Annotated in this window: 25 protein-coding genes; 2 read left to right on the forward strand and 23 right to left on the reverse strand. The window is 31.5% G+C overall.

What is annotated here, in order from left to right:
* Window positions 1-9: 9 nt before the first annotated feature.
* Window positions 10-1938 carry a DNA topoisomerase IV subunit B gene (gene parE / locus EYR00_RS07785; RefSeq protein ID WP_008791726.1) on the reverse strand — a complete coding sequence of 643 codons (1929 nt, stop codon included), beginning with the start codon at window positions 1936-1938 and terminating at the stop codon, window positions 10-12.
* Window positions 1939-2052: 114 nt separating this feature from the next.
* Here parE and plsY point away from each other — a divergent pair, with 114 nt between their 5' ends.
* A complete protein-coding gene (plsY, locus tag EYR00_RS07790; protein ID WP_003538383.1) occupies window positions 2053-2661 on the forward strand; it encodes a glycerol-3-phosphate 1-O-acyltransferase PlsY in 609 nt (202 codons plus the stop codon).
* A gap of 98 nt (window positions 2662-2759) precedes the next feature.
* Here plsY and EYR00_RS07795 read toward each other — a convergent pair whose 3' ends face one another.
* The 20 genes from EYR00_RS07795 to EYR00_RS07885 form a co-directional block, all read right to left on the reverse strand.
* The gene (locus tag EYR00_RS07795; RefSeq protein ID WP_003538384.1) at window positions 2760-3380 is read right to left on the reverse strand and encodes a histidine phosphatase family protein; all 621 of its coding nucleotides are present in this window, start codon (window positions 3378-3380) and stop codon (window positions 2760-2762) included.
* A 23-nt stretch (window positions 3381-3403) separates the two neighbouring features.
* Complete coding sequence (locus EYR00_RS07800; protein WP_003538385.1) at window positions 3404-3604, reverse strand: YneF family protein; 201 nt, start codon at window positions 3602-3604, stop codon at window positions 3404-3406.
* A gap of 2 nt (window positions 3605-3606) precedes the next feature.
* On the reverse strand, window positions 3607-3987 hold the full coding sequence (locus tag EYR00_RS07805) for a sporulation inhibitor of replication protein SirA (protein WP_008791723.1): 381 nt from the start codon (window positions 3985-3987) through the stop codon (window positions 3607-3609).
* A 102-nt stretch (window positions 3988-4089) separates the two neighbouring features.
* Window positions 4090-6066, reverse strand: a complete 1977-nt coding sequence (tkt, locus tag EYR00_RS07810; protein WP_003538393.1) for a transketolase — start codon at window positions 6064-6066, stop codon at window positions 4090-4092.
* Between the two features lie 91 nt (window positions 6067-6157).
* The gene (locus tag EYR00_RS07815; protein WP_003538394.1) at window positions 6158-6388 is read right to left on the reverse strand and encodes a DUF896 domain-containing protein; all 231 of its coding nucleotides are present in this window, start codon (window positions 6386-6388) and stop codon (window positions 6158-6160) included.
* A 241-nt stretch (window positions 6389-6629) separates the two neighbouring features.
* Window positions 6630-7910, reverse strand: coding sequence for an EF-P 5-aminopentanol modification-associated protein YfmH (gene yfmH, locus EYR00_RS07820; RefSeq protein ID WP_003538395.1), 1281 nt, complete (start codon window positions 7908-7910; stop codon window positions 6630-6632).
* Window positions 7910-9172, reverse strand: a complete 1263-nt coding sequence (yfmF, locus tag EYR00_RS07825; protein WP_003538396.1) for an EF-P 5-aminopentanol modification-associated protein YfmF — start codon at window positions 9170-9172, stop codon at window positions 7910-7912. The genes yfmH and yfmF overlap by 1 nt, the downstream gene beginning before the upstream one ends.
* Before the next feature lie 116 nt (window positions 9173-9288).
* Complete coding sequence (locus EYR00_RS07830) at window positions 9289-10251, reverse strand: ABC transporter permease (RefSeq protein ID WP_003538397.1); 963 nt, start codon at window positions 10249-10251, stop codon at window positions 9289-9291.
* Window positions 10251-11345, reverse strand: a complete 1095-nt coding sequence (locus EYR00_RS07835) for an ABC transporter permease (RefSeq protein ID WP_003538399.1) — start codon at window positions 11343-11345, stop codon at window positions 10251-10253. The genes EYR00_RS07830 and EYR00_RS07835 overlap by 1 nt, the downstream gene beginning before the upstream one ends.
* Window positions 11335-12867: an ABC transporter ATP-binding protein gene (locus EYR00_RS07840; protein ID WP_003538401.1), complete on the reverse strand. Its 1533-nt coding sequence runs from the start codon at window positions 12865-12867 to the stop codon at window positions 11335-11337. The genes EYR00_RS07835 and EYR00_RS07840 overlap by 11 nt, the downstream gene beginning before the upstream one ends.
* Before the next feature lie 86 nt (window positions 12868-12953).
* Entirely contained in the window at window positions 12954-14045 is a 1092-nt protein-coding gene (locus tag EYR00_RS07845; RefSeq protein WP_003538403.1) for a BMP family lipoprotein, read from the reverse strand.
* Window positions 14046-14164: 119 nt separating this feature from the next.
* Complete coding sequence (locus EYR00_RS07850; RefSeq protein ID WP_003538406.1) at window positions 14165-16456, reverse strand: FtsK/SpoIIIE family DNA translocase; 2292 nt, start codon at window positions 16454-16456, stop codon at window positions 14165-14167.
* A gap of 80 nt (window positions 16457-16536) precedes the next feature.
* Window positions 16537-18231: a ribonuclease J gene (locus EYR00_RS07855; RefSeq protein WP_008791720.1), complete on the reverse strand. Its 1695-nt coding sequence runs from the start codon at window positions 18229-18231 to the stop codon at window positions 16537-16539.
* A 215-nt stretch (window positions 18232-18446) separates the two neighbouring features.
* Window positions 18447-18599: a DUF6506 family protein gene (locus tag EYR00_RS16090; RefSeq protein WP_220476838.1), complete on the reverse strand. Its 153-nt coding sequence runs from the start codon at window positions 18597-18599 to the stop codon at window positions 18447-18449.
* A complete protein-coding gene (locus tag EYR00_RS07860) occupies window positions 18536-18730 on the reverse strand; it encodes a hypothetical protein (protein ID WP_003538417.1) in 195 nt (64 codons plus the stop codon). The genes EYR00_RS16090 and EYR00_RS07860 overlap by 64 nt, the downstream gene beginning before the upstream one ends.
* A gap of 170 nt (window positions 18731-18900) precedes the next feature.
* A complete protein-coding gene (locus tag EYR00_RS07865) occupies window positions 18901-19728 on the reverse strand; it encodes a dihydrodipicolinate synthase family protein (RefSeq protein WP_003538419.1) in 828 nt (275 codons plus the stop codon).
* Window positions 19721-20779 carry an amino acid kinase family protein gene (locus EYR00_RS07870; RefSeq protein ID WP_003538421.1) on the reverse strand — a complete coding sequence of 353 codons (1059 nt, stop codon included), beginning with the start codon at window positions 20777-20779 and terminating at the stop codon, window positions 19721-19723. Before EYR00_RS07870 ends, EYR00_RS07865 begins: the two co-directional genes overlap by 8 nt.
* The gene (locus tag EYR00_RS07875) at window positions 20772-21362 is read right to left on the reverse strand and encodes a dipicolinate synthase subunit B (protein ID WP_003538423.1); all 591 of its coding nucleotides are present in this window, start codon (window positions 21360-21362) and stop codon (window positions 20772-20774) included. The genes EYR00_RS07870 and EYR00_RS07875 overlap by 8 nt, the downstream gene beginning before the upstream one ends.
* Window positions 21355-22098: an NAD(P)-dependent oxidoreductase gene (locus EYR00_RS07880; RefSeq protein ID WP_003538425.1), complete on the reverse strand. Its 744-nt coding sequence runs from the start codon at window positions 22096-22098 to the stop codon at window positions 21355-21357. The genes EYR00_RS07875 and EYR00_RS07880 overlap by 8 nt, the downstream gene beginning before the upstream one ends.
* A 61-nt stretch (window positions 22099-22159) precedes the next feature.
* Window positions 22160-22480, reverse strand: coding sequence for a hypothetical protein (locus EYR00_RS07885; protein WP_003538427.1), 321 nt, complete (start codon window positions 22478-22480; stop codon window positions 22160-22162).
* Between the two features lie 106 nt (window positions 22481-22586).
* Here EYR00_RS07885 and EYR00_RS07890 point away from each other — a divergent pair, with 106 nt between their 5' ends.
* Window positions 22587-23111 carry a hypothetical protein gene (locus EYR00_RS07890; RefSeq protein WP_008791716.1) on the forward strand — a complete coding sequence of 175 codons (525 nt, stop codon included), beginning with the start codon at window positions 22587-22589 and terminating at the stop codon, window positions 23109-23111.
* A gap of 95 nt (window positions 23112-23206) precedes the next feature.
* Here EYR00_RS07890 and EYR00_RS07895 read toward each other — a convergent pair whose 3' ends face one another.
* Window positions 23207-23749: a rubredoxin-like domain-containing protein gene (locus EYR00_RS07895; protein ID WP_003538430.1), complete on the reverse strand. Its 543-nt coding sequence runs from the start codon at window positions 23747-23749 to the stop codon at window positions 23207-23209.
* A gap of 66 nt (window positions 23750-23815) precedes the next feature.
* On the reverse strand, window positions 23816-24367 hold the full coding sequence (locus tag EYR00_RS07900; protein WP_003537735.1) for a DJ-1 family glyoxalase III: 552 nt from the start codon (window positions 24365-24367) through the stop codon (window positions 23816-23818).
* Window positions 24368-24635: the final 268 nt, after the last annotated feature.

Raw genomic sequence — 24635 nt, forward strand, 5'->3', positions numbered from 1 at the left:
ATTTTCTCCTTACTCAATTGCAAAATTATCTTCTAATGTAAATTGGACATTTTGTTCAATCCATTCTCGTCTTGGTTCTACTTTATCACCCATTAATACAGAAACTCGACGTTCAACAATTGCCGCATCTTCAATTGATACTTGAATTAAAGTCCGAGTTTCTGGATTCATAGTTGTTTCCCATAATTGAGAAGCATTCATCTCCCCAAGTCCTTTATACCGTTGTACATTATATCCACGACCAATTTTCTTCTTTGCTTCTTCTAATTCGTCTTCTTCCCAAGCGTAAACGATATCTTCCTTTTTCCCACTTTTCTTTGACACTTTATAAAGTGGTGGTAAAGCAATATATACTTTTCCTGCAGTAATTAGATCTCGCATATATCGATAGAAGAAAGTTAGTAAAAGAATTTGAATATGGGCACCGTCGGTATCAGCATCGGTCATGATGATTACTTTATTATAATTACTATCTTTTTCGTTAAAATCAGCTCCAACGCCAGCCCCAATTGTATTAATAATTGTTGCAATTTCTTCATTTTTTAAAATGTCAGCCATTGCTGCCTTTTCAGTATTAACAACTTTTCCTCGTAATGGTAAAATTGCTTGATATTTACGATCGCGACCTTGTTTTGCACTACCGCCTGCTGAATCTCCTTCGACTAAGTATAGCTCTTTACGTTTTTTATCTTTAGATTGAGCAGGTGCTAATTTTCCACTTAAAATTTTTTCTTGACGTGGGCCTTTACCTTTACGAGCAGCTTCTCGAGCTTTACGTGCCGCATCACGAACTTGAGCAGCTTTAATCATTTTCTTAACAAGATTATCTGCTGTTTCTTTATGCTCTTCTAAAAAATATGTAAGTTTTTCATAAACTACTGTATCTACAACATTTCGTGCCTCTGGCGTTCCTAGTTTAGATTTTGTTTGTCCTTCAAACTGTAAATAATGTTCAGGTACTTTAATTGAAATAATTGCCGAAAGTCCTTCACGAACATCATTTCCTTCTAAATTCTTGTCCTTTTCTTTTAATAACCCATATTTACGAGCATATTCATTAAACGTTCTAGTTAAAGCTGATCTAAATCCTGTTTCATGAGTTCCACCATCACCAGTTCTAACTAAATTCACAAAAGATAAAGTAGTTTCTTGATAACCACTAGTGAACTGCATAGCGACATCAACTTCTATTTCATTATTTGTACCCTCAATATTAATAATTTCATTAAGAGTCTCTTTTTCATAATTTAAATATTCAACAAATGCTGTTAAACCATTATCGTATTGATAACTTATCTCTTTACCTGTACGTTCATCAACTAAATCAATTTTGATTCCTTTTAAAAGGAACGCACTTTCCATCAATCGTTCACTAATCGTAGAAAAATTATATTCATAAACTGAAAAAATGCTTGAATCGGGCATAAAATGAATCGTTGTTCCAGTTTGATTTGATTTACCAATCACTTTTAACTTCCCAACTTTACTACCACCATCTTCAAATCTTTGCTGCCAAATTTTTCCATCACGATAAATTGTTACTTCAAGCCATGAAGATAGTGCATTAACGACCGACGCCCCAACTCCATGTAATCCGCCAGAAGTTTTATAACCGCCGTCTTCGTTAAACTTACCGCCGGCATGTAAAATCGTAAGGATTACTTCTGTTGTAGGCTTACCTGAAGCATGCATCCCTGTCGGCATTCCCCGACCATGGTCAGTTACTTTGATACTGTTATCCTTACAAATCGTTACTTGTATATTATCACCAAATCCTGAAAGTGCTTCATCAATTGCATTATCAACAATTTCCCAAACTAAGTGATGCAGTCCGCGTGCATCAGTCGAACCAATATACATTCCTGGTCGCTTACGAACTGCTTCTAAGCCTTCAAGTATTTGAATATTTGACTCATCATAATTACTTTTAGCTGCCATATAATTCATCTGCCTCCTTTAATCACTTGTACCATTATACCTAAATTTTAGGTTTTTTTCAAAGATTATTGCATTTTTATAATGATAATATATAATAGTCACAGGTGATAAAAAATGGATATAATGATTTCAATAATTTTAATTATACTCAGTTATCTATATGGATCGATTCCCTTTGCATTAGTTATTGGGCGATTAGTCTATAAAACTGATGTTAGAAACTATGGTTCCGGTAATTTAGGGGGAACAAATACTGGTCGTGTTTTAGGAAAAAAAGCTGGTGTTGCTGTAATTCTTTTGGATGCTTCAAAGGCATTATTAGTAATGCTTTTAACTAGTTACTTATGTTCACTATTAAAAATGAATAATGATTTAGCATATATATGTGCTTTAGCTTGTGTGATTGGGCACTGCTATCCTGTTTTTGCAAATTTCAAAGGCGGTAAAGCAGTTTCAACTGCAATCGGTTTTTTTATGGCTGTCAATCCTATAGGTGCTGTCTTAGCCTTAGTCGTTTTCTTCATTGTTCTAAAGCTTTCTAAATATGTTTCACTGTCTTCAGTTTTAGCATCGTCTTCAGTATTGTTTGCAATTCCGTTTTTAAATATGTCAATGACTGGTAAAATCGTAACTGCAGCGGTTATTTTACTGTTAATTTATCGACACAAAGAAAATTTAATTAGAATTAAAAATGGGACAGAAAATAAAATTACTTGGATGTAAATATGCTCGTTAATACATAAAGTTGTGAATTATCACGGCTTTTTTATTTAATAAAAATAAGGATGCATTATCCAAAAAGAGATGCATCCATTAGGTAATTATTTATATGTAATTATTTCACTACTTTTTAGATGACTATCATCACCAATATATTTAATCTTAAATTCTTTTCCATCATATTCAACTTCACTTAAAGAACAACCACGAACAACATATTTATTGATTTTTGTTAATTCGGATGTTTTATAATTAAGCATTATTCCGTGAAGAATAATAAATAACATCCCATGAATCGTAATAAAAATTGTATCATCATGATGTTTTTTATAAATATCATTAAAAAAATCTTTTAACCGCATTTGGACTTCATGATATGTTTCACCACCAGGAGTGCTAACATCATCATCCGGAAGATTCCATAATCGATTATAAATTGGATCATTTAATAATTCATTAATAAGGCATCCTTCGTATTTACCAAAATTCATTTCTTTTAATCGTTTGTCAACAAGAAAATGATCAAATAATATTTCACTTGTTGCTTTAGCACGTTCTATCGGACTGCTATAACAATAATCAATTTTAAGTTCTGTGATTCTTGCTTTTAGCAACTTAGCATCTTCTATGCCTTCTGCTGTTAGCGGTGAATCTTGCCATCCCTGTAATCTTTTTTCTTGATTCCACAATGTTTTTGAGTGTCGAGTAAGGTATATTTTCATAAAGTAAAAATAAGGGTTACCCCTTATTTATATTGTGACATAACAGATGACATGATTTTTTTAATTTGAGCCTCACTAGGTTTACGACCCATTTCCATATACATTGCACGAATCATTTTTTCGTTGATTGGTGGATTTTTTTGTAATTGTTTTTTAAACATATAACGTGCTGCGAAAAAACCGATAATCGCACCAACGATTAAACCCAAAATTATATTCAACATATTTATACCTCCAAGTTTTTAGATTGCTCTACCATTATAACATAACTTTTTGATATTTGGTATAAAATATCCAAGAATATATTTGTTTTTTTATTTGCTTCAATAATTATATAGTAATCATGAATAACGCAAATCATTTCTTCTTTTGTTAATTGATTATCAATAACATGTTTATTTTTATCCCGATGATAATCGTATCGGTCTTTTAACTTGTATTCGATAAAGTCACTAACTCCTTCATTATTTCCAAATAAACACTCCATTTGCTTCGTAAAAAAAACATTTTTAGGTTCAATATTAATGATTTGATTTTTCACCTCTGGATATTGTTCAAGTAATCCAACAACATTAGGATTTAACTTATATATTTTATATGTATTCATTTCTATCACCATGATTAGTGTATCAAAGAAAATCTAAGTATATTGTCAAATCATGCCCAAAAATCAATAAAAGTGATGTTATTACATCACTTTTACTAGTCCTTATAAAATATCTTTAACGTTTTTTACTACATTTTCAACTGTAAAACCATAGTTTTTAATAACGATATCAGCAGGTGCACTAGCACCAAATTTATTTACTGACATTGTTTTACCATCTAAACCAACATATTTATGCCAACCAAAATCACTGGCCATTTCAATTGATAAACGAGCTCTAACATTGTGTGGAAGAATCTCATCTTTATATTTAGCATCTTGCTGTTCAAATAACTCCATTGATGGCATTGATACAACACGAACATCGATATCTTCTTTCAATAATTCTTCTTTAGCTGCCATTGCTAAATTTACTTCACTACCTGAAGCGATAATAATTGCATCTAATTTATTGACTTCTTTACCTACAATGTAGGCTCCATGACAAACACCTTCGTATGAAGTTGCAGTCATTGTGGTAACATTTTGACGAGTCAAAATTAGAGCTGTAGGATTATTAGTTGATTCAACTGCTAATTTCCATGCAGATGCCATTTCGACAGCATCTGCTGGTCTAAATACTCGCATATTTGGCATTGAACGTAACATTGTTAGTTGTTCAACGGGTTGATGAGTTGGTCCATCTTCCCCAACTGCAATCGAGTCATGAGATAATGGTAAAATGATTGGCAATTCCATCAAACAAGCCATTCTCAAAGCGCCTTTAAAGTAGTCAGAGAAAACTAGGAAACCACCTGCAGATACTTTTATTCCTGTGTGTAAAGTGATTCCATTCATCATTGCAACCATAGCAAACTCACGAATTCCAAACGCTAAATTACGGCCATCATAATTTTCAACACTAAATGTTTTTTCGCCTGCAATATTTGTTTTAGTTGAAGATGCTAAATCAGCTGTTCCTGACATAAATGTAGGATTTTGTTGAGCAACTTCTTGAATCATTTCTAATGAAGTGTTTCTTGTTGCATCGTTATGACCAGGTGAATATTTTTTCATTATTTCATCTAAATCTAATGAAAAGTTCCCAGCAATAGCATTTTCTAATTCTTGAGCAAGTTCTGGATAAGCATTTCTATAGTCTTTCATTAACCGCTGCCACTTATTATAACGATTTTTTCCACGTTTAATACATGTATTAGCAAAATCATCATAAACTTCTTCAGGAACATAAAATTCGTCATGATCAAAGCCATAAGAAATTTTAGCATTTTTACCATCTTCTTTTCCTAATGGATTACCATGAACTTTATTAGTTCCTTCATTACTTGAACCAAAACCAATCACTGTATCAATAATGATCAAAGTTGGTTTATATAATTCTTTTTTCCCTTTACGGATTGCTTTTTGAATTGCACTAACATCATTTCCATCTGTTACACGAATTACTTGCCATCCGATTGCTTCATAACGCTTTTTCACATCTTCACTAAAAGACATTGATAACGGCCCATCAAGCGTAACTTTATTGGCATCATATAAAACAATTAATTTACCTAACGATAAATGCCCAGCTAAAGAAGCAGCCTCATAAGTAACGCCTTCTTGCATATCACCATCTCCGCATAATGCATATGTATAGTGATCGACAACATCATAACCCTCACGGTTATATTTTGAAGCTAAGAATTTTTCTGCTAAAGCCATTCCTGCTGCCATTGGAATTCCTTGACCCAAAGGTCCTGAAGAAGCATCGACACCATCAGTAATATCACATTCAGGATGTCCTGGAGTAATAGAACCCCATTGTCTAAAATTCTTTAAGTCATCAATAGAAATTTGATAACCAGATAAATGCAGCATTGAATATAACAATGCTGAAGCATGACCAGAAGCCAATACAAAACGATCGCGATTAAACCATTTTGATTGTTTGTGATAAAAATCCATTTCCTTAGTAAATAACGTATAGATTGCCGGTGTTGACCCTAATACCATCCCTGGATGACCAGAGTTAGCTTTGTTGATGGTATCAATACCTAACGCACGAATTGTTGCGATTGATAAGCTTGATGTTTCCATTAATTTCTAATTCTCCTTTTTTGCACATAAAAACTTATTCTTATTATACACAAAATCGTATAAATTAAAATAAGTTTTTCGACAAATTATATTAATTTTTTAATTTTTCATCTTTTAGCTTTTGTGGCGTGATATCATTTCCTTCTTCGTCAACAACTTTAACACCCATTAATTGTTGCTTAAACCCACTACGAAAAGCTTTTAAATATTTTTGACGTAATTCTTTTTGTTCTTCTAATTCAGCCTCACTGATTGTACCATCTTTTTTCTTTTTAGCCAATTCATTAATTCTTACAATTAATTCTGGATCTATATTACTCATTTTAATTTTCTCCTTAAATATAAAAAAGGTAGAGAGCTTTAGATATTTCCCTGTTAAGTACAGGTGGGCACCTTTAAATATACTTTAGGATCCCTATTCAAAGACAGGTTTTCAACACCGCAATTTAGATCAGGTTCCCTTATCTATGATGTGGAAATTTATTTACTCTCTAACCAAAATTATTATAACACAGCCACCTTAAGTGTCAACACTTTAAGCATAGCGATATGTGACAAAATTATTACTTTTTCTTAACAATACAAGTACTAGTGTATTCAATATCAAAATATTTAAAAGTGTTATAAATATCTTTAAGTTGAATATCAGCCACCTCATCGACTAAATTCAAAGCGATAGTTCCTTCAAAATAATAGCGACTGAATAAATTCGCAATACTTTCAGGACTATTAAATAAATTTATAAATAATCCAATATTTTTCTTTTTAATTCTTTCAAAGTCTTTTTCTTCAATCTTAAGCTCTTTAAAATTTTTAATTAAGTCGAGCAAATGATTTTTTAATGTTTCATAGTCATCACAATCACATCCAATTTGAATAAATGCATAGTCTCTTTCTTGCGTAAAACTTGCACTAAATGAATCGTTAATAATCCCTTTATTTAACCAGTCGTTATATAATTTTGAACTTTTTGAAAATAGTAAGTCAAACAATAGATTCATTGATAACTCACGTTTGATTTTTTCTTTAGGTTCAGAAAGAATTTCATTTATTTTAATTGAAACAATTATTTTATTCATTTCAACATCCATTGATAAAATATTTTCTTTTGTTTTAACCTTACAAGGTTCAATGTTTTTCTGGCAAATAATTGGTTGTGCTGTTTCAAAATTCTTTTTAGCCTGATTTTCTCTAATTACATTTATGGCTGTATCGGCATTAATATTACCTACGACAAATAACATCATATTACTAGGATGATAGAAAGTATTATAGCAAGTTTCCAACATTGTTTTATCAGTGCGATTTACGGTTTCAACTGTTCCCGCAATATCAATGGCTACAGGATGATTATTGTAAAGGTTTTGAATTGATCCAAAATAAACACGCCAATCTGGGTCATCATCATACATTTTTATCTCTTGACCAATAATCCCTTTTTCCTTCTCAACGCTTTCAGGAGTAATATCTAATCTTTGAACAAAATCTAATAGTAACTCAATACATGGATATTCATTTGAAGTAGTACTAAATAAATAGGCTGTTCTACTTGATGAAGTGAAGGCATTGGTACTGGCACCTAATTTAGCAAACTCATCAGAAGCATCAGTACCATTCATATCAAACATTTTATGTTCTAAGAAATGAGCTATTCCGTCTTCTACTTTAATCATTTCATTACCATTTAAAGGTACAAAAGTTGTATCAATAGCGCCGAATTTGGTTGAAAACAACCCGTAAGTTTTTTCAAACCCTTGTTTTGGTAAAAGATAAACTTCTAATCCGTTATCCATTTTTTCATGATATAAAGTTTCTTTTAAAGTATCAAAGTATATTTTTTCCATTATTTATCACTCCCTGTTAATAAGAAAATTGTATCTAAGTGTACTTTTTTGCTGGCAGCAATAATTTCTTCTTTGGATACACGCATTAATTTTTCTAAATATTCATCATTTGTTTCTTGAACACCTGTTAAATCCCGGTTATAAGCCAATGTAATCAAACTAATTGGTTCATCTTTAGTTTTTGTTAATGAGCTTTTTAACATCAGTTTTGCTAAATCAATTTCATCATTACTAAAATCACCATTTTGAATATTCTTTAATTCTTGGGCAATTAAGTCCTTAGCTTTTTGATAGTCACTGCCTTCAATTCCCGCATTAACTGTCATAATCCCACTAAATGCCCCATAGCTTGATGATATATAGTAACATAAACTATGCTTTTCACGGACAATTTTGAATAACCGTGATTGTGAAAATCCGCCAAAAATTGCATTAAATACAGTCATCGCATAAGTGCCAGGATCCTTAAAGTTACAATCAACAACATATCCCATATTTAATTTAGCTTGAGTAATATCTTGTTTTTCAACTACTTCTAAGATGTCATTCTTGCTTGATTTGAAATTAGTAACTGGATCAAGCGGTTGACTGCTGCTGCTAAAACTTAGATTTTCTTTAAATACATCTACAATACTTTCATCAACATCACCAACAACATATAAATGTTTAACATCATTCTCTAAGCATTCAACTAAGTATTTATAGACCTCTTCATTAGTGATTCGATCAAGTTCTTCTACATAGCCATTATTACTAATGGATAAAAAACCACCCTCACCCATATTTTTGAATAATTGATCTAATCCGTACATAAATTTATCATCATTTTGAACAATCAAACGCTCTTTTAATTCTTTTTTCTTAATAGCAAAAGTTTGTTCATCAAATTTTCCATTTCTAACATTGGGATGAAATAAAACGTCATTAAACATTTTGATTTGTTGCACTAATAAATTTTCTTGATACGGCAAAAATGTTTCATTAATACAAACACTTGAAATATTTAACACTTGTCCAATTCCCTTAGTCGCTAAATTAGTGCCAAAACTCATTCCATAAAGATCTTCCAAATGAGTTGATAATGCTTGAGTTGAGGGATAGTTTTCTGTTCCTCCAGTAAGCATAAAAGCCAATAAAGAACGTTTAGTAACATTTTCTTTTGTTAACTTTCCTTCTAATTTTAATGACATTGTTATATTCTTAAATTTTTTGCTTGGAATAACATGTAGTGTATATCCAGCTAATTGATAACTTTTTTTCATAAAAATCTCCTTTACAAACCTAATGTATATATTATACACTAAAAAATAAAAATTAAAACCGCATCTTAAAAAGAACAAGTTAAAAAGAACATCATGATGATGTTCTTTTTAACAAATTAACGTTTTGCTTTATCAAAAGGTTCTCCAGCAGCTTTTGGTGCTGCAGAATTTTTTGAAGTAAAAGCTAATAATATTAAAGTGGCAACATAAGGGAAGATTTTAAAAACTACACCTGGAACTCCAGAATTTAATAAAAATGGAATTGAAGCATATGTTACAGCTAAAGTCTTAGCAAAAGCAAAGAAAATTGCTGACAATGCGATTCGCCAAGGTGTCCAGTTACCAAAAATTAAAACTGCTAATGCTAAGAATCCATATCCAGCAACTGTACTAGAATACTCACTTGTTATTGGGATTACATAGATTAAACCACCCATACCAGCCAATATTCCAGATAGAACAACGCCTAAATAACGCATTTTATATACATTTACTCCAGCAGCATCAGCAGCTTGTGGGTTCTCACCACATGTCCTAATTCTTAATCCTGTTTTCGTTTTATAGAGATACACGTATGTAGCAATCAAAATAGCAATACCAATAAATGTAGAAAGATAAAAATCTTTAAAAAACATATCACCAATTATTGGAATGTCTGAAAGAACTGGAACTTTTTTTATTAAAAATTCATTACTGAACGGAATACTTTTCACTCCACCAAAAATAGTCTTAGCAACAAAAATTCCAAAAGCAGGAGCAAATAAATTCAATGCAGTCCCAGAAATAGTCTGATCAGCTTTCATACTGATTGCAGCAAAAGCATGTAACAGCGCAAATAATCCACCGATTACTCCAGAAATTAATAAAGCTACTAGAAACAATGCTTGCCCACTTAACCAGCCGGCATTTTGAGCAGTATGCATAAACCAAATCCCAAAAAAAGCTCCAAAAATCATAATTCCTTCTAAGGCAATATTAACTACTCCAGAGCGTTCACTAAACAACCCGCCTAAAGCAACGATCAACAGAGGGATCGAAAACATCAAGCTTTGTCTAAATAAGAAATAAAATAAATCCATTATTCATCCCCTCCAATCAAAGCTTGTTTTTTATCTTTTTTACGCCCCTTTCGGCGTTCTAAAATTAATCGAATAAACAATGTGAAAGAACTAAAATAAATAATTGCTGCAACAATTACATCGATAATTTCTACTGCAATATGTACTGCTTGAACATAGTTTCCGCCTAAATTGATATATGCGATAAATAATGCAGCGAAAATCACGCCAAGTGGATTGTTAAACCCTAATAAGGCAACAGGAATACCATTAAAACCTTCAGCGGCTAAAACTTCTGCTGTTCCTATTGTTCGTCCAGTTCCCGCCATATAAACCAAAGCTCCACCTAGTCCTGCAAAAAAACCGGCAATTACCATCGATAAAACAATACTTTTTTTCTCATTCATTCCCGCGTATTTACTCGCATCTGGATTATATCCAGTTGCTTTTAGTTCATAACCAAATGTTGTTTTATTCATAATAACATAAGCAAGAATACATACACCAATAGCAATGAACGTTCCTAAATTAATGCTCGAACCATTAAAAACCTGATCTAATCCTAAATTTGGTATTGCTAAACTTGTAGGAATAGTATACGATTCAGCGCCAGTGGGATTATACATAAATTTTTTTACTCCTTCAATTACTAATAGCATCCCAATATAATTCATCATGATACTAGATATTACAACATTAACATTGCGATAAGCTTTAAGTAATCCAGGAACACTGGCCCATAAGGCTCCTGCTAATCCTCCTGCAAGCACAGCAAAGATCCAACGAATAGATTCGGGGATAAAAGTTGCATTAAAAGCTATAAACATTGAAGCAAAGGCTCCTACAATATATTGTCCTGGTGTTCCAATATTAAATAGACCACATTTAAATGCAAAAGCCACTGAAAGACCGGTCATCATAATTGGTACTGATAAATATAATACTTCACCAACGCTTTTAATTCCACGATAAAAACCACCTCGAAGTAAGATTGAAAATCCTTCTAATGCCTGATTAGGAATTACTAAAAACATAATTAGTAGTCCAAAAATCAAACCGCATAAAATCGCAATCAAAGAAGATAAAAATGATTTTGTCCATGCTTTATTTTTCATATCCAACACCTCGCTTTGATCCCGCCATATACAATCCTAATTCTTCAACGTTAGTTTCTTTTGGATTTAAGTCAGTAACAATCTCTCCTTCATACATTACCAGAATTCGATCACTGACATTCATAACTTCATCAAGTTCTAAACTAATTAGTAAAACCGCATGTCCCTCATCGCGCTGTTGAATCAACTGTTTATGAATAAATTCTATTGCTCCAACATCAAGCCCACGAGTAGGTTGAACAGCAATCAATAAATCACAATTACTTTCAATTTCTCGCGCAATAATTGCTTTTTGTTGATTTCCACCAGACATTCCTCGAACAATCGAATGTGACCCTTGACCAGAACGAACATCAAATTTTTCAATCAATCTATCTGCATAATTATAAATGTTCTCAAATTTTAAGAAACCATGTTTCTGGTTATCTTTATTAAAATAATTTTTTAAAATCATATTTTCTGCTAAATTATAATCTAGTACTAGTCCATGCTTATGACGATCTTCAGGAATATGGGAAATTCCTTTTAAATTTCTTTGCCTAACCGAATAATGGGTTATATCCTCATTATTTAAAATTATCTTACCTGTATATCCAGTTAACATTCCAGTTAATGCATATACAAGTTCACTTTGCCCGTTTCCATCAATTCCTGCAATACAGACTATTTCACCACGTTTAACTTCAAAATTAATATCTGTCAAGGCATTTTTCATAGCGTTTTTCTTACAATAATTGAGATTTTCAACCTTTAAAACCGTTTGCCCAGGAGTTGCTTTTCCTTTTTCAACAATAAAATTAACATCACGGCCTACCATCATCTTTGACAATTCTTCTTTTGAGGTCGTTGTAACATCAACAGTAGCAACGTACTTTCCTTTTCTAATAACAGTACATCGATCAGCTACCGCTTTGATTTCATTTAATTTATGTGTAATAAAAATAATTGATTTTCCTTCGGCAACTAATCCTTTCATAATTTTCAATAATTCTTCAATTTCTTGAGGGGTTAAAACTGCAGTTGGTTCATCAAATATTAAAATCTCATTATCCCTAAAGAGCATTTTTAAAATTTCAACTCGCTGTTGCATCCCTACTGTTATATCTTTTATAAGAGCATCAGGCTCGATATTTAAATGATATTGTTTGGAAAGATCAAGAACCTTTTTACGAGCATTGTCTTTGGCTAATAATCCATTTTTAGTTTCTTCAACACCCAAAATAATATTATCCAAAACTGTAAATGTTTCGACTAATTTAAAATGTTGATGAACCATTCCAATTTTATAACGATTAGCATCGTTAGGATCATTTATTTCAGCAATTTCACCGTTAATTTTAATGCATCCCTCGTCAGGTTGATACAGCCCGAATAGGATTGACATCAATGTTGATTTTCCTGCTCCATTTTCTCCTAACAAAGCATGAATCTCACCTTTTTTTAGTTGTACGGTTATATTATCATTAGCCTTAATTCCAGGAAATTCTTTAGTGATATTCAACATCTCTATTACATATTCCATACCGTCACTCCTTTCTTATCTAATGTTGATTTTTCTCGGTTAGATTGAGAAATACTTTTAAAAAAAGCGAGTTGTCTCGCTTTTTATTATTTATCATATGTAATATTTACATTAGTGACAGGTACTTTAGTAGGATTACCATTATCATTGTCAGTAATATCTGTCATTGATTTGATTTTAATTTCACCACTTGCCACTTTATCAAATACTTCCTTGTATGCTGCAGCATTAAAATCACCCAAACGATCAAAGTCATCTGGTAAACCAACATAACCACCTGATGCATCTAATGTTTCGATACCACCTTTAAATTTATCATTTTTGTAATCGACTAATTTATCATAAACTGTCTTTTTTACATCTTTTAATGCTGAAGTAATAACAACACCTGTCTTGTCATCATTTTGGTTGCTATCAACACCAATTGCATATTTGCCAGCTTCTTTTGCTGCAGGGAAAATAGAGTTACAAATTCCACCACCGCATGAGAAAATAGCTTCAGTTCCAGCATCATACCACTTAGCAGCTTTAGTTTTAATCGCAGGATCTTCATTAAATGTTCCTGTATATGTATACATCATATCGACTGTAACACCTAATTCTTTTGCTGCATCATTTGCTCCTTGAATATATCCATAACCATAATTAATTACAGCTGGTAATGCAATTCCACCCATAAATCCAAGTTTAGTGTGACCTGCTTTGACAGCTGCATACCCTGCTAAATATCCAGGTTGTGTTTCTGTATACAATGCACAATAAACATTATCACCAGGATCAACTGGATTAGATTTAGTACTATCCTTCTCATCTGGAACTGTTGGTGTAGCATCAATCAAGATAAATTTGACATCTTTGTATTTATCTTGTAATTCACCAATTGCATTACAGAATTTAAAACCTGGACAAACAATAATTTTTGCCCCATTTTCTACAGCTTCTTCAATTTGTGATTTGTAGCCAGCATCATCAAAACTTGCTGGTTTATAGTATTTGATAGTTGCATCATGATCTTTTTGATACTGTTCAACAGCTTCCCATGCAGACTGATTAAACGATTTATCGTTAATATCCCCTGCATCTGTTACAAGTGCTACTTCAAATTCTTCACTGCTACTACCACCGCATCCCACTAATAGAAATGAGAATACAACAAGTGAAGCCAAAAGCTTTTTCATATTCAATTTTCCTCCTTCAATAAACTATAGCTTTATTTTAACATTCTTCCTTAAAAATTGAAAGCGATTACATTTATTATTCCCGTTTTTTTATAAAATATACAAAAAAAGACATCTATTTAGATGTCCTCTTCTTGATATCCGCGAATGTAAACTTCACGTGGCTTAGAGCCAATCTGTGGTCCAATAACACCGTCTGCTTCTAACTGATCGATGATTCGTGCTGCTTTATTGTATCCAATTCGAAACTGCCGTTGTAATAAAGATGTACTTGCTTTTTGAGCATTGATTACAAAACTGCGACACATTTCATATTCTTCATCTTCCTCTTCTTCTTTCGAAGCAGCACTTGGTGAAGTAGTATTTAATTTTACATTTATGTATTTGTCATCATAGCTAGCCTCCTGCTGAGTAGCAGTGTGGTGAGTAATTGCACTAACTTCATCGTCAGATACAAAAGCACCTTGAACCCGCACCGGTGAACTAGAACCCATTGGTGAAAATAACATATCTCCTTTTCCTAATAATTTTTCCGCTCCAGAAGCATCCAAAATTGTTCGTGAATCAATTCCAGAAGAGACTGCAAAAGCAATTCTTGATGGAATATTTGCTTTGATGACTCCAGTGATAATATCAGTCGATGGTCTTTGTGTTGCAACGATCAAATGAATCCCTGCTGCCCGCGCCATTTGAGCAATCCTCATGATACAATCTTCAACTTGTTTGCTTGCGACCATCATCAAATCAGCAACCTCATCTAAAATAACTACATGAAAAGGTAAGATCTCTAATTGTTCGTCCAAAGCTAATTCTTCATTTTTTTTACGTGCATAGTTATTATAGCCTTCGATATTCCGTACATTTGCCCCAGCAAAAAGGTCATAGCGATGCTCCATTTCCACTACAACTTCCTGCAATACTGCAGCTGCCTTTTTAGGATCAGTTACTACTGGAGCTAATAGATGAGGTATACCATTATAATTAGTTAACTCTACTTTTTTAGGATCGACAAGAATAAATTTCACCTCATCCGGTCGAGCACGCATCAAAATACTACAAATAATAGTATTTACACAAACTGATTTTCCACTTCCAGTTGCCCCAGCAATCAATAAGTGGGGCATTTTATTTAATTCCGCATAAATAATCTTACCACTAACATCCTTGCCTAAAGGAACTAACAACTTGTTATCCTGTAAATCTTTTGGAATGTCTTTAATTACTTCTTTGAAACTTACCATTGTTGCAACACTATTAGGAATTTCCACTCCAACTGCCGGTTTACCAGGAATTGGTGCTTCAATACGAATATCTTTTGCAGCTAAGGCTAATTTTATATCATCTTGTAATTGCATAATTTTATTAACACGCGTGCCCGTTTCCAATTTTAATTCATATTTAGTAACCGATGGTCCAATAAAAATATCACTAATTGTTGCGTTTACTCCAAATTCATGAAGAACATTTGTTAGTGCTTCAGCTTTAGATAATGCATTTCCTTTATTATCACCAGACTTTTTTGCTGTAGGATTTTTTAATAGGGATAAGGCAGGTAAACGATAATTCTTATTAATCTTTTTCTTAGGTTTAGACATATCATTTTCATGGATCTTTGGTTCTTTATCTTTAATTTCTAAAGTCATAGAATCCTCATCAAATTCAAATGTAGAGGGTACTGATTCATCTTCTTCTAAATGAGTAGTATGGATTCGAGCTGAACTCTTTCCAGGGGGATCTTGCTCTTGGCTTGAAGTATTTTCATCACCAAATATCTCCTCTGGAAAAAAGCCTTTTGCTTTATCTTTTTTAGGGGTAAAAAAATCTGTGAATTTACTAGCGCTTTGATGCATTTTAATATCTTTTTTAGTGGGTTTCTTTTTCTTTCTTTCAGCAACATTTTTACGATGTTCTAAATAAAACTTACTACCTAACAAAGTTAAACCAATTACTAAAATAAAACCAGCAGCAATCATTGCCCCCGTTTTATCAAACAAAGCACTTAAAATGCCATATAAAACAGCTCCTAGAAATCCACCTCGATTACAAGGTGCTGTTGAGACATATTGATTAATTACTTTCATTCCAACCATTAAATCATCATTTAAAGATGACATAAAAGTCAAAACTGCCCCTACCACCATGTATAATCCGATTGCACGAGGACCAGTAAATTTTGGTAATTTAGCAAAATAAATTACATACCCACTAATCAAAACCAATGAAATATAACTAATTCCAACAAAATTTCCAATTATATAAGTACACAAAAAATTCAGTTGTTCACCAATTGGTCCTAATTTCATTGCCCCGACAACAATTAAAAACAAGCCTACTGTAGCAATGATTCTTACTTTTAAATCCTCACTAATTTGATCTTGTTTTGATTTTTTTGAACGACTTGTTTTCGCCATGACTCACACTCCCAACTCTAACTCAATCATTATACCATATCATATCTATTTAGCAAAAGAAAAAGCAAGGATAAACTTGCTTAAACTTCGATGATAATTGGCAAGATTACAGGTCTTTTACCTGTCTCTTTAATAATAAACTTATTTGCTTTATCTTTAATATTTTGTCGAACTTCTACTGCTTCTAGTTTAGGATCATCTTTCATTTCACTAACACATTTTTCAGCAATATCAATAACTCCCTTAATAATATGTTCAGAATCCCTTAAATAAACAAAACCACGTGACTGAACATCAGTATTGGCAATAATTTCATGAGTTTTACTATCAATCGTGACTCCAATAATGACTACTCCATCATTTGACAACTGAATTCGATCATCAATAACTTTATCACCTACATCACCAACACCAATTCCATCAATCATTACATCTTCAACTTCAATAGTATCGCGATAATCTTCTAGTTTTCCACTTTTAAACGATAAAATTTCACCATTATCGATAATAGCAATATTTTCTGGTTTAATTGCCATATTTTTAGCAACTTCCAAATTTGAAATAAAATGTTGATACTCACCCTTAACTGGTACAAAATATGTCGGATTAAAAATTTGTATAATTACTTTAATATCTTCCTGCGATGCATGCATCGAACATAATTCTTTATTTTTTAATACATGAATATTTGAATCTGTCTTATATAATTCATTTACCGCTTTATTTGCAATTTTTTCTGTTCCAGGAATAACTGGAGAAGCAACAATAAATGTATCATTTTTATTTAATTTTAAAAACTCATCTCCACCATCAATGATATCACAAATATCATGATAGATTCTTTGCGGTGTCCCACTGAGCAACACTACTAAATTATCATCAATTCCTTTTTTACCAATATCAGTAGAAAAAGCAATAAGATTTTTTGGTACTTGAATCACTGCTTTTTTTAAACGCTGTCCAATGCGGACAATACTATTTGTGCTATCATATTTATCACGACCATAAAAAACAATTTTTCGATTATATTTCTTCGTCAGTTCAACAATTTCTTTAGTTCTAAAAATGTTTTGAGCATAACTTGAAATAATGATTCGTCCTTCACTATCTTCAAAAATATTATCAATTTTATCTGTCAATTTATGTTTTGGTGATGTATAACCTGGATTTTTAGAATAAGATGACTCACATAAAAGTGCTAATACACCTTTTTTTCCAATCTCCATCATTTTTTGAATATCACATCTAAATCCTTCTGGGGCACCAAAATCAACAATAAATTCACCGCTATAAACGATATATCCATTATCAGTCCATAAAGCCACTCCAACACTACCAGGAATCGAATGAGTTACTGGAAAAAATTCAACAGGAATGCCAGCAATAATAATTGAATCATTGCGTTTTACACGATTTAACTGATAACTCACTCTAAAATTATTATGTTTTTTATGTCGCTTGATCATTTGTTCAATTAGATCAGCTGTTAGTGCTGGAGCATAAACTGGGGCATTGACCGCTTCTAACAAGTAAGGCAAAGCTGCCATCACATCATCATGACCATGCGTTATGATGATAGCTACAACTCGTTCTTTATTTTCTTTTAAGTAATCAAAACTAGGAATAATGATATCCACTCCTAATTTACTTACTTCTGGGAATCTAAACCCGGCATCTAAAATAAAAATCTGTTCTTTTATTTCGATGCAGTACATACTTTTACCCATCTCAGCCTGTCCGCCAAGTGGTAAAATTTTAACAACATCTTTCTTCATTTTTTCCTCCATTATTATAATCTATATTATTTCTTAATCATCGCTGAAAAACAATCTTTACCATATTAACATATTATAGTATCGTTTGCTAATACTTTCTACGTTCATTGTATCAAAATTCTCAAGAAAAGAGAAATGATTTAATTTTTACTAACATCTTTAACATGTAATATTATTAACACAATAACCTTTTTTAGCCGTGTTCATTTAAGAAATTATTTAGCAAAAGTGAGATCGTAAATTTCATCTTGTTCTGGTAAATGCGTAACATACCCAATTGGTATTTTATTTTCCGTCACTTCAATTATAGTTTTAGCTCCTGCTTTTCCAAAAGCACCGCATAATTCGATGCAGTCAACTCCCTCAATAAATAATTTTTTGCCACAATACTTGCTTCTGCTAAATTAGTAACGCCAATTATTTGTGCTGTCTGTTGATGGATTGCGGCATGATCATATTTCAAATTAAAATCTCCCATGATTATAAATGCAAATTTCATTATATTGTCTCCTTAAAATTCAAACTCTAATCTTTAATTAGACTTTACGAGTATCTACTTTTTCATAGTTATCTAGCCGTTTTTAATAGTATATAACATCCGCCTCATTAAATAAATAAATTTAAAGTATCTTTTTTTATTTCGTGATTCAAAAATAATGGAGAAATAAATTAATATTTCTCCATTATTTTATTCAATTGTTCTTTTGACTCATCACTGATTTTAACTAATGGCAAACGTAACTTATAAAGAATATTGCTACTTTGGCTCAACGAATATTTTAATGTACTTACAATATTATCTTGATAAAAATATTTAACTATTAATTTAAAAAAATCAAAATATAAATCATTATGCTGAGTAATTAATTCTCTATACTTTTTATAACTTAGATTAGTTAAGTTACTAATAAGTCCATCATAATTATTAATTTCATTTTGCACTAGCATCTCTTCTATACCGTATAGACCTAACCCGTTATTTCTAATAATCTGATAACCTGTGCTATTTACTTCAGTAATCAAGCCAGTTATATTTTCATGTTTTTCTTTCAATTCCAATAAATGATTAACAGCAATCATATTTTGCTTATGTTGTTGAATAACAATCGATTTATTAGTTGCAGTAGCAATTAGATCAAGATGCCTAATCAATCCGTTTTGGGTTAAACTAAAAATTTCTGGTAACTCGATCATATAGCCAGCAAATTCGCTAATGTCTTTAAGGTCTCCTATCTGTTTAATTACTTTTTTTGTACATGATTCACTAAGCTGCATATATATTTCAAGACCAGGATAGTGATAGCAAACATATCGTAATAAGTGTTTTTGTTCTAAAAAAGTCAATGAAGCAGCTTCCCCTGTCCTGCTGCCAATAATAAATTTATTATTTCCTTGATTTACTAATTTTTCAATATGATTATCTAGCGCTTGATAATCAATCATATCATCAATATCAAAGGGAGTAATTAAATTAGTAAAAATATCTATTTTAATCACTCCTTACAACCAAATCATGTAAAAGATTCAAATCTTGTTTTTGATTTTTTGCTTTCACATAATAACTATCATGTTCATTTTTAGAAACAATTGCAAATTTTTCAAGAAAATTCCGATAAATCTCATCATTTTCTAATCCACAACCAACAAAATGTACTTTTGTATAAAGATCTATTTTAGTATAATCAGTTTCTAGTTTAGCTAAATCTTCTTCAAAAATTAAATAATCATCGTCAAAGCAATCATGAAGGAAACTATAATCGCTTTTAGCTATTGTTTCTTCAAAACGAATTAGCCAATAATTAAAATCAATTGACATTGTTCGGATATTTGTATCATCATGATTAATCAAAGTACCAATCCTATCATCTTTAAAAGAACGTAACTTGATTTTAAAGCCATCTTTTTTATACCCTTCCATCAATGCTTTGTAACAAATGATCCGAGCTTTGTGCTTGGCTAAATCAAGAGCTTGACGATAGCCAATATGCTTGATAAGTCGTGCTTCATTAATATATTTAGGATCACCAGTAAAAATGCCACAAACATCACTATAAATATATACCTCATCCAAATTCAAACGTCGTGCTAGGTATACTGCTGTATAATCGCTATCCCCTTTTTCTAGAATACGAATATTTTTAAATTTATCTATTCCCTGAAATCCTGGCACGATAATGACATCATATGTTTCAAAATACTTATTGATTACTTTGGTATCTAAGCCAACTAAACGATTATGCTTAACTTTAAGATTTAACTGCATACTTGAAAGCGAGATTGCATTAATTCCTTGTGATTTCAAATTACTAGATAACACGATACTACTTATTATTTCTCCACAACTAAGCAATCGACAATGTTCATCGTAGTTAGCATTAAGTGCTAGTGCATTTAATGTATCAGTGGCATAAGCATCTGGATAACGTCCCATAGCACTTACAATAACTAATAATTTATGATCCAAATTATTAATTATAACATTAGTAACTAGTTTGATTGAATCATTTGTTTTTAAAGCAGTTCCACCAAATTTTAAAACTCTAATCATCTTTTACACCCTCAAAAACGGGCTGGAGCTGATTATTATTAATTGCATTGATTACTGTTTGAATTACAAGAGTCTCATCAAATAACATGCTATTTGGTTTTTTTATGCAGTCATCTTGATACATTGGGACAAGATAAAAATGTTTAGTATTTAAAATTTGCATGATATTTTTACCAGAATTACTTAAAGCATCGTTTGTCGCGATTGCTAAAACAACATTATGTTCATTACGAAGTGTTGATTTACAAGCCATTGTGACAGCATTATCGTTTATCCCTATAGCTAATTTTGCTAATGTGTTGCCACTACAGGGCATTACAATCATTAGATCCAAAGGAATTTTGGGTCCAAATATTTCACTGTCTACAACATTAGTAATTACTTTTCTTTTAGAAAGTTTTTCTAATTCATCAATTAATTCGTCAGCTTTATTAAAACGAGTATTACAATTTAAAATTTTTTCACTTGCAAATATATATAAATCACATTCTAAAGCTGCTAATTCTTTTATTACAGCCAGCGTCTTTTGTAGCGAACAAAAAGACCCTGTTAATCCAATTCCGATTTTCTTGTTTTTAAGCATATTGATCAACTGCCCGTTTAATTGCTTTATAAAGCGCTTTTGCACTACTATCATAGGCATACTTAGTCGGAAGCTGCTTTAATAGATGATAACTTTCATCACGATCACAAGTTTTTAAACCATATGGTGTTGAAGCAACATCATAAATCTTACAATTAACATCTTTTGTTTTTAGAATATCGCTGTCAATTATTTGACTAGGAATAGTATTAATAACAAAATCATACCCATTTAAAGTGAGCTGATCCAACCGAATATAACGATATCCTTTTTCAACAACTTCATCATGATAATGATCACTGCGATTACTAATGCTGACTTTCGCATTAAATTTTTCAAGTTTAGCTGCTAAATCGCGTCCACAATGACCATAACCTAAGATTAACACATTAGAATTTGACAAACTAATTGAATTATCAATTATCATATACGCAATCACTGCTTCATCACTAATATGTGTATTTTCAACAACAAAGTCTTCATCACTATACAAGTAACGATAATTAAATCCCTTTAACTTACTTAAATAACATAATCGCTGATTCTTTAATAATGAAAGTACTATAGCATTATTTTTAAAATCAACTTGTTCAAACCCCTGACCATCTTTACCTAAATAAATAATATCACAAGAAGATATCAGCCTACTATCTTCTTGAATTTGATAACCATCTGCAATCATTAGCTTTGCTAATTGTTTACAACGATTATCATTTCCATTTATATAAACTATCATATTCCACCTCTACTATAAAATATGATAATTAATTTAGTTTGTTACTCGATAATCACTTTCATCATGAAAGTAATTCAAAACCCATTTCTTCAGTTAATAAGGCTAATATAATTTCAATACGTTCTTGTAAATTTTCTACTGCTTCATTTAAAATCTCTTTTTCAGACATTTCTGTTGAGAAATCAATCAAGACAAAAGAACACTTAATAACATATAAATGCCCACTGTTTTGCTTACCTACAGATATATGATAATTAAGCTGCAATCGATTTTTTTCATCGTGACTATATCCAATTTCTATCTGTGCTCGAACATCCGTGGCACTTGCTGATACGGTTTCATTAATAATGTTTGCATGAATACTTTTCATTTTGATTTTCATTTTAAAATCCTCCTATAATATTATTTACTATTCAATGTTCATTTTTTCTTTTATTATTTACAATTTTTTAGAATTTTATTAAAATAACATTATTGGGGGTTGAAAAATGTATCTATTTATGTTTATAATCACCTTTTTAATGTCGTTAAAAACCTCTTGGGCATATAATAATTTTACTTACTTATCTTATCAACCTCATTTAAGAATATATTATTTAATTTGGGTTACATTAATTTCATGTTTCTTATTATTTAAGGTAATTAAACTTTTTAAACATATTACGTATCTAACGATTGCAAATAAGTTCTTAATCGGGAGTTGTTTTATTTCCATGCTGACAGGTTCCTATTTACCTTATCATCCTGATAATGAAAATATTGTTTCGGTTCTCCATGTCCTCATTTCATCATCAGGAACCATCTCCCTATTATTTATTATCCAATTACTAATTAATCGTATCATGTTAGATGATTATCAGTTTTATAAAAAAATGTCTACTCTATTTAGGAGTTTAGTCTTATTAATTGGAATGTTTATCATTATGTTTGGCGTAATCAATAGTATTGTTGAACTTTTCTTTACTTTTACTGTGTTGTTTTCACTTGCTCAAATTGAAAAGCACTATTTTTAAATAAATTAAGCATAATAAAAAGTAGGTATACTTAAAGAAATTTTATCTTTTTATATACCTACTTTTATTGCTTTAATTTAAAAAATTATTCTTAATTATCCGAAATAGCGTTTTAATAATCCAGCAAACGCTTTTCCATGACGTGCTTCATCACGTGCCATTTCATGCACTGTATCATGAATTGCATCTAAGTTTAATGCTTTAGCTTTCTTAGCTAATTCTGTTTTACCCATAGTTGCTCCATTTTCAGCTTCAACACGCATCTCTAGGTTCTTTTTTGTTGAATCAGTTACTACTTCTCCTAATAATTCTGCAAATTTTGCTGCATGTTCAGCTTCTTCATAAGCTGCTTTTTCCCAATATAATCCAATTTCTGGATATCCTTCACGATGTGCAACTCTTGCCATTGCTAAATACATTCCTACTTCTGAGCATTCTCCTTCAAAGTTTGCTCTTAATTCTTTTTTGATCTCTTCATCTACGTCTTTAGCAACACCTACAACGTGTTCTGCTGCCCAAGTCATTTCACCTGTTTGTTCAACGAACTTGTCAGCCCCAACTTTACATACTGGACATTGTTCTGGAGCTGCATCTCCTTCATAAACATATCCACATACAGAACATACAAATTTAGCCATATCATTTTCCTCCTTATTTAACAGTAATATTATAATCCTATTCATTTACCATTTAAAGTAATTTGATTAAATATTTTTTTCTAAATAAGTATACTGCATTCCCTCTTTTATCACACTACTATCACACCCAAGTGCTTCTAGCAATGTGTACCCAAAAGCTAGAGCTGCTGCTGGTCCTTTTCCGGTAATAATATTCTCATCTCTTTGGACAAGTGTTTCTTGATAATTAGAACCAATTAACTGTTCTTCAAAACCTGGATAACAAGTTACGGTTTTTCCTTTAATAACATCTGCTTCCTGTAAAACAATCGGTCCCGCACAGATTGCTCCAATTATTTTACCATCATGATTAAATTGTTTAACAAGATCAATAACCCGTGAATCATCTCTTAAATTACTTGCCCCAGGCATTCCTCCAGGAATAACAACTGCATCATAGTTATCTAACCCATCATAGATTTGGTCCATTTTAATTTTAATTTGATGAGAGCTAGTGACTTCTAATTTATCCATTCCTACCATTGTGCATTCTACATTTGCTCGACGCATAATATCTACAACACTTAAAGCTTCAACTTCTTCAAATCCATCATGAAATAATACTGCGACTTTTTTCATTCAACTCACTCCATTTCTTTTTTTATTATTTTAGCACCAATCAGACAAAAGGTACAATTTAAATGATTGAATTATTATTCATTAAGTAATATAATGGCTTTATCATTTAGTGATGATCGCTCATCATTAATCATTTATAAATCATGATTGACACCGTATCTAGGAAGAACGGTAGTGGAGGCAAAATGAAATATAGAAAAGTTAATTATTATATATTCTAGTATTTAATCCAAGCTCATTCCCAATGAATAAAAGATGGTGATGAAGC

This window comes from Thomasclavelia ramosa DSM 1402, assembly GCF_014131695.1.
Classification (GTDB): domain Bacteria; phylum Bacillota_I; class Bacilli_A; order Erysipelotrichales; family Coprobacillaceae; genus Thomasclavelia; species Thomasclavelia ramosa.

Excerpts from the sequence above, each read along its gene's own strand:
- EYR00_RS07895 (WP_003538430.1), bottom strand. The coding sequence starts at position 23,749 with ATGGCTAAATTTGTATGTTCTGTATGTGGATATGTTTATGAAGGAGAT.
- EYR00_RS07845 (WP_003538403.1), bottom strand. The coding sequence starts at position 14,045 with ATGAAAAAGCTTTTGGCTTCACTTGTTGTATTCTCATTTCTATTAGTG.
- plsY (WP_003538383.1), top strand. The coding sequence starts at position 2,053 with ATGGATATAATGATTTCAATAATTTTAATTATACTCAGTTATCTATAT.
- EYR00_RS07795 (WP_003538384.1), bottom strand. The coding sequence starts at position 3,380 with ATGAAAATATACCTTACTCGACACTCAAAAACATTGTGGAATCAAGAA.
- parE (WP_008791726.1), bottom strand. The coding sequence starts at position 1,938 with ATGGCAGCTAAAAGTAATTATGATGAGTCAAATATTCAAATACTTGAA.
- EYR00_RS07835 (WP_003538399.1), bottom strand. The coding sequence starts at position 11,345 with ATGAAAAATAAAGCATGGACAAAATCATTTTTATCTTCTTTGATTGCG.
- EYR00_RS07840 (WP_003538401.1), bottom strand. The coding sequence starts at position 12,867 with ATGGAATATGTAATAGAGATGTTGAATATCACTAAAGAATTTCCTGGA.
- EYR00_RS07815 (WP_003538394.1), bottom strand. The coding sequence starts at position 6,388 with ATGAGTAATATAGATCCAGAATTAATTGTAAGAATTAATGAATTGGCT.
- EYR00_RS07870 (WP_003538421.1), bottom strand. The coding sequence starts at position 20,779 with ATGATTAGAGTTTTAAAATTTGGTGGAACTGCTTTAAAAACAAATGAT.
- EYR00_RS07860 (WP_003538417.1), bottom strand. The coding sequence starts at position 18,730 with ATGAAATTTGCATTTATAATCATGGGAGATTTTAATTTGAAATATGAT.
- EYR00_RS07800 (WP_003538385.1), bottom strand. The coding sequence starts at position 3,604 with ATGTTGAATATAATTTTGGGTTTAATCGTTGGTGCGATTATCGGTTTT.
- EYR00_RS07885 (WP_003538427.1), bottom strand. The coding sequence starts at position 22,480 with ATGAAAATCAAAATGAAAAGTATTCATGCAAACATTATTAATGAAACC.
- EYR00_RS07880 (WP_003538425.1), bottom strand. The coding sequence starts at position 22,098 with ATGATAGTTTATATAAATGGAAATGATAATCGTTGTAAACAATTAGCA.
- tkt (WP_003538393.1), bottom strand. The coding sequence starts at position 6,066 with ATGGAAACATCAAGCTTATCAATCGCAACAATTCGTGCGTTAGGTATT.
- EYR00_RS07900 (WP_003537735.1), bottom strand. The coding sequence starts at position 24,367 with ATGAAAAAAGTCGCAGTATTATTTCATGATGGATTTGAAGAAGTTGAA.
- yfmH (WP_003538395.1), bottom strand. The coding sequence starts at position 7,910 with ATGGAAAAAATATACTTTGATACTTTAAAAGAAACTTTATATCATGAA.
- EYR00_RS07855 (WP_008791720.1), bottom strand. The coding sequence starts at position 18,231 with ATGAAGAAAGATGTTGTTAAAATTTTACCACTTGGCGGACAGGCTGAG.
- EYR00_RS07875 (WP_003538423.1), bottom strand. The coding sequence starts at position 21,362 with ATGCTTAAAAACAAGAAAATCGGAATTGGATTAACAGGGTCTTTTTGT.
- EYR00_RS07850 (WP_003538406.1), bottom strand. The coding sequence starts at position 16,456 with ATGGCGAAAACAAGTCGTTCAAAAAAATCAAAACAAGATCAAATTAGT.
- EYR00_RS07805 (WP_008791723.1), bottom strand. The coding sequence starts at position 3,987 with ATGAATACATATAAAATATATAAGTTAAATCCTAATGTTGTTGGATTA.
- EYR00_RS07890 (WP_008791716.1), top strand. The coding sequence starts at position 22,587 with ATGTATCTATTTATGTTTATAATCACCTTTTTAATGTCGTTAAAAACC.
- yfmF (WP_003538396.1), bottom strand. The coding sequence starts at position 9,172 with ATGAAAAAAAGTTATCAATTAGCTGGATATACACTACATGTTATTCCA.
- EYR00_RS07830 (WP_003538397.1), bottom strand. The coding sequence starts at position 10,251 with ATGGATTTATTTTATTTCTTATTTAGACAAAGCTTGATGTTTTCGATC.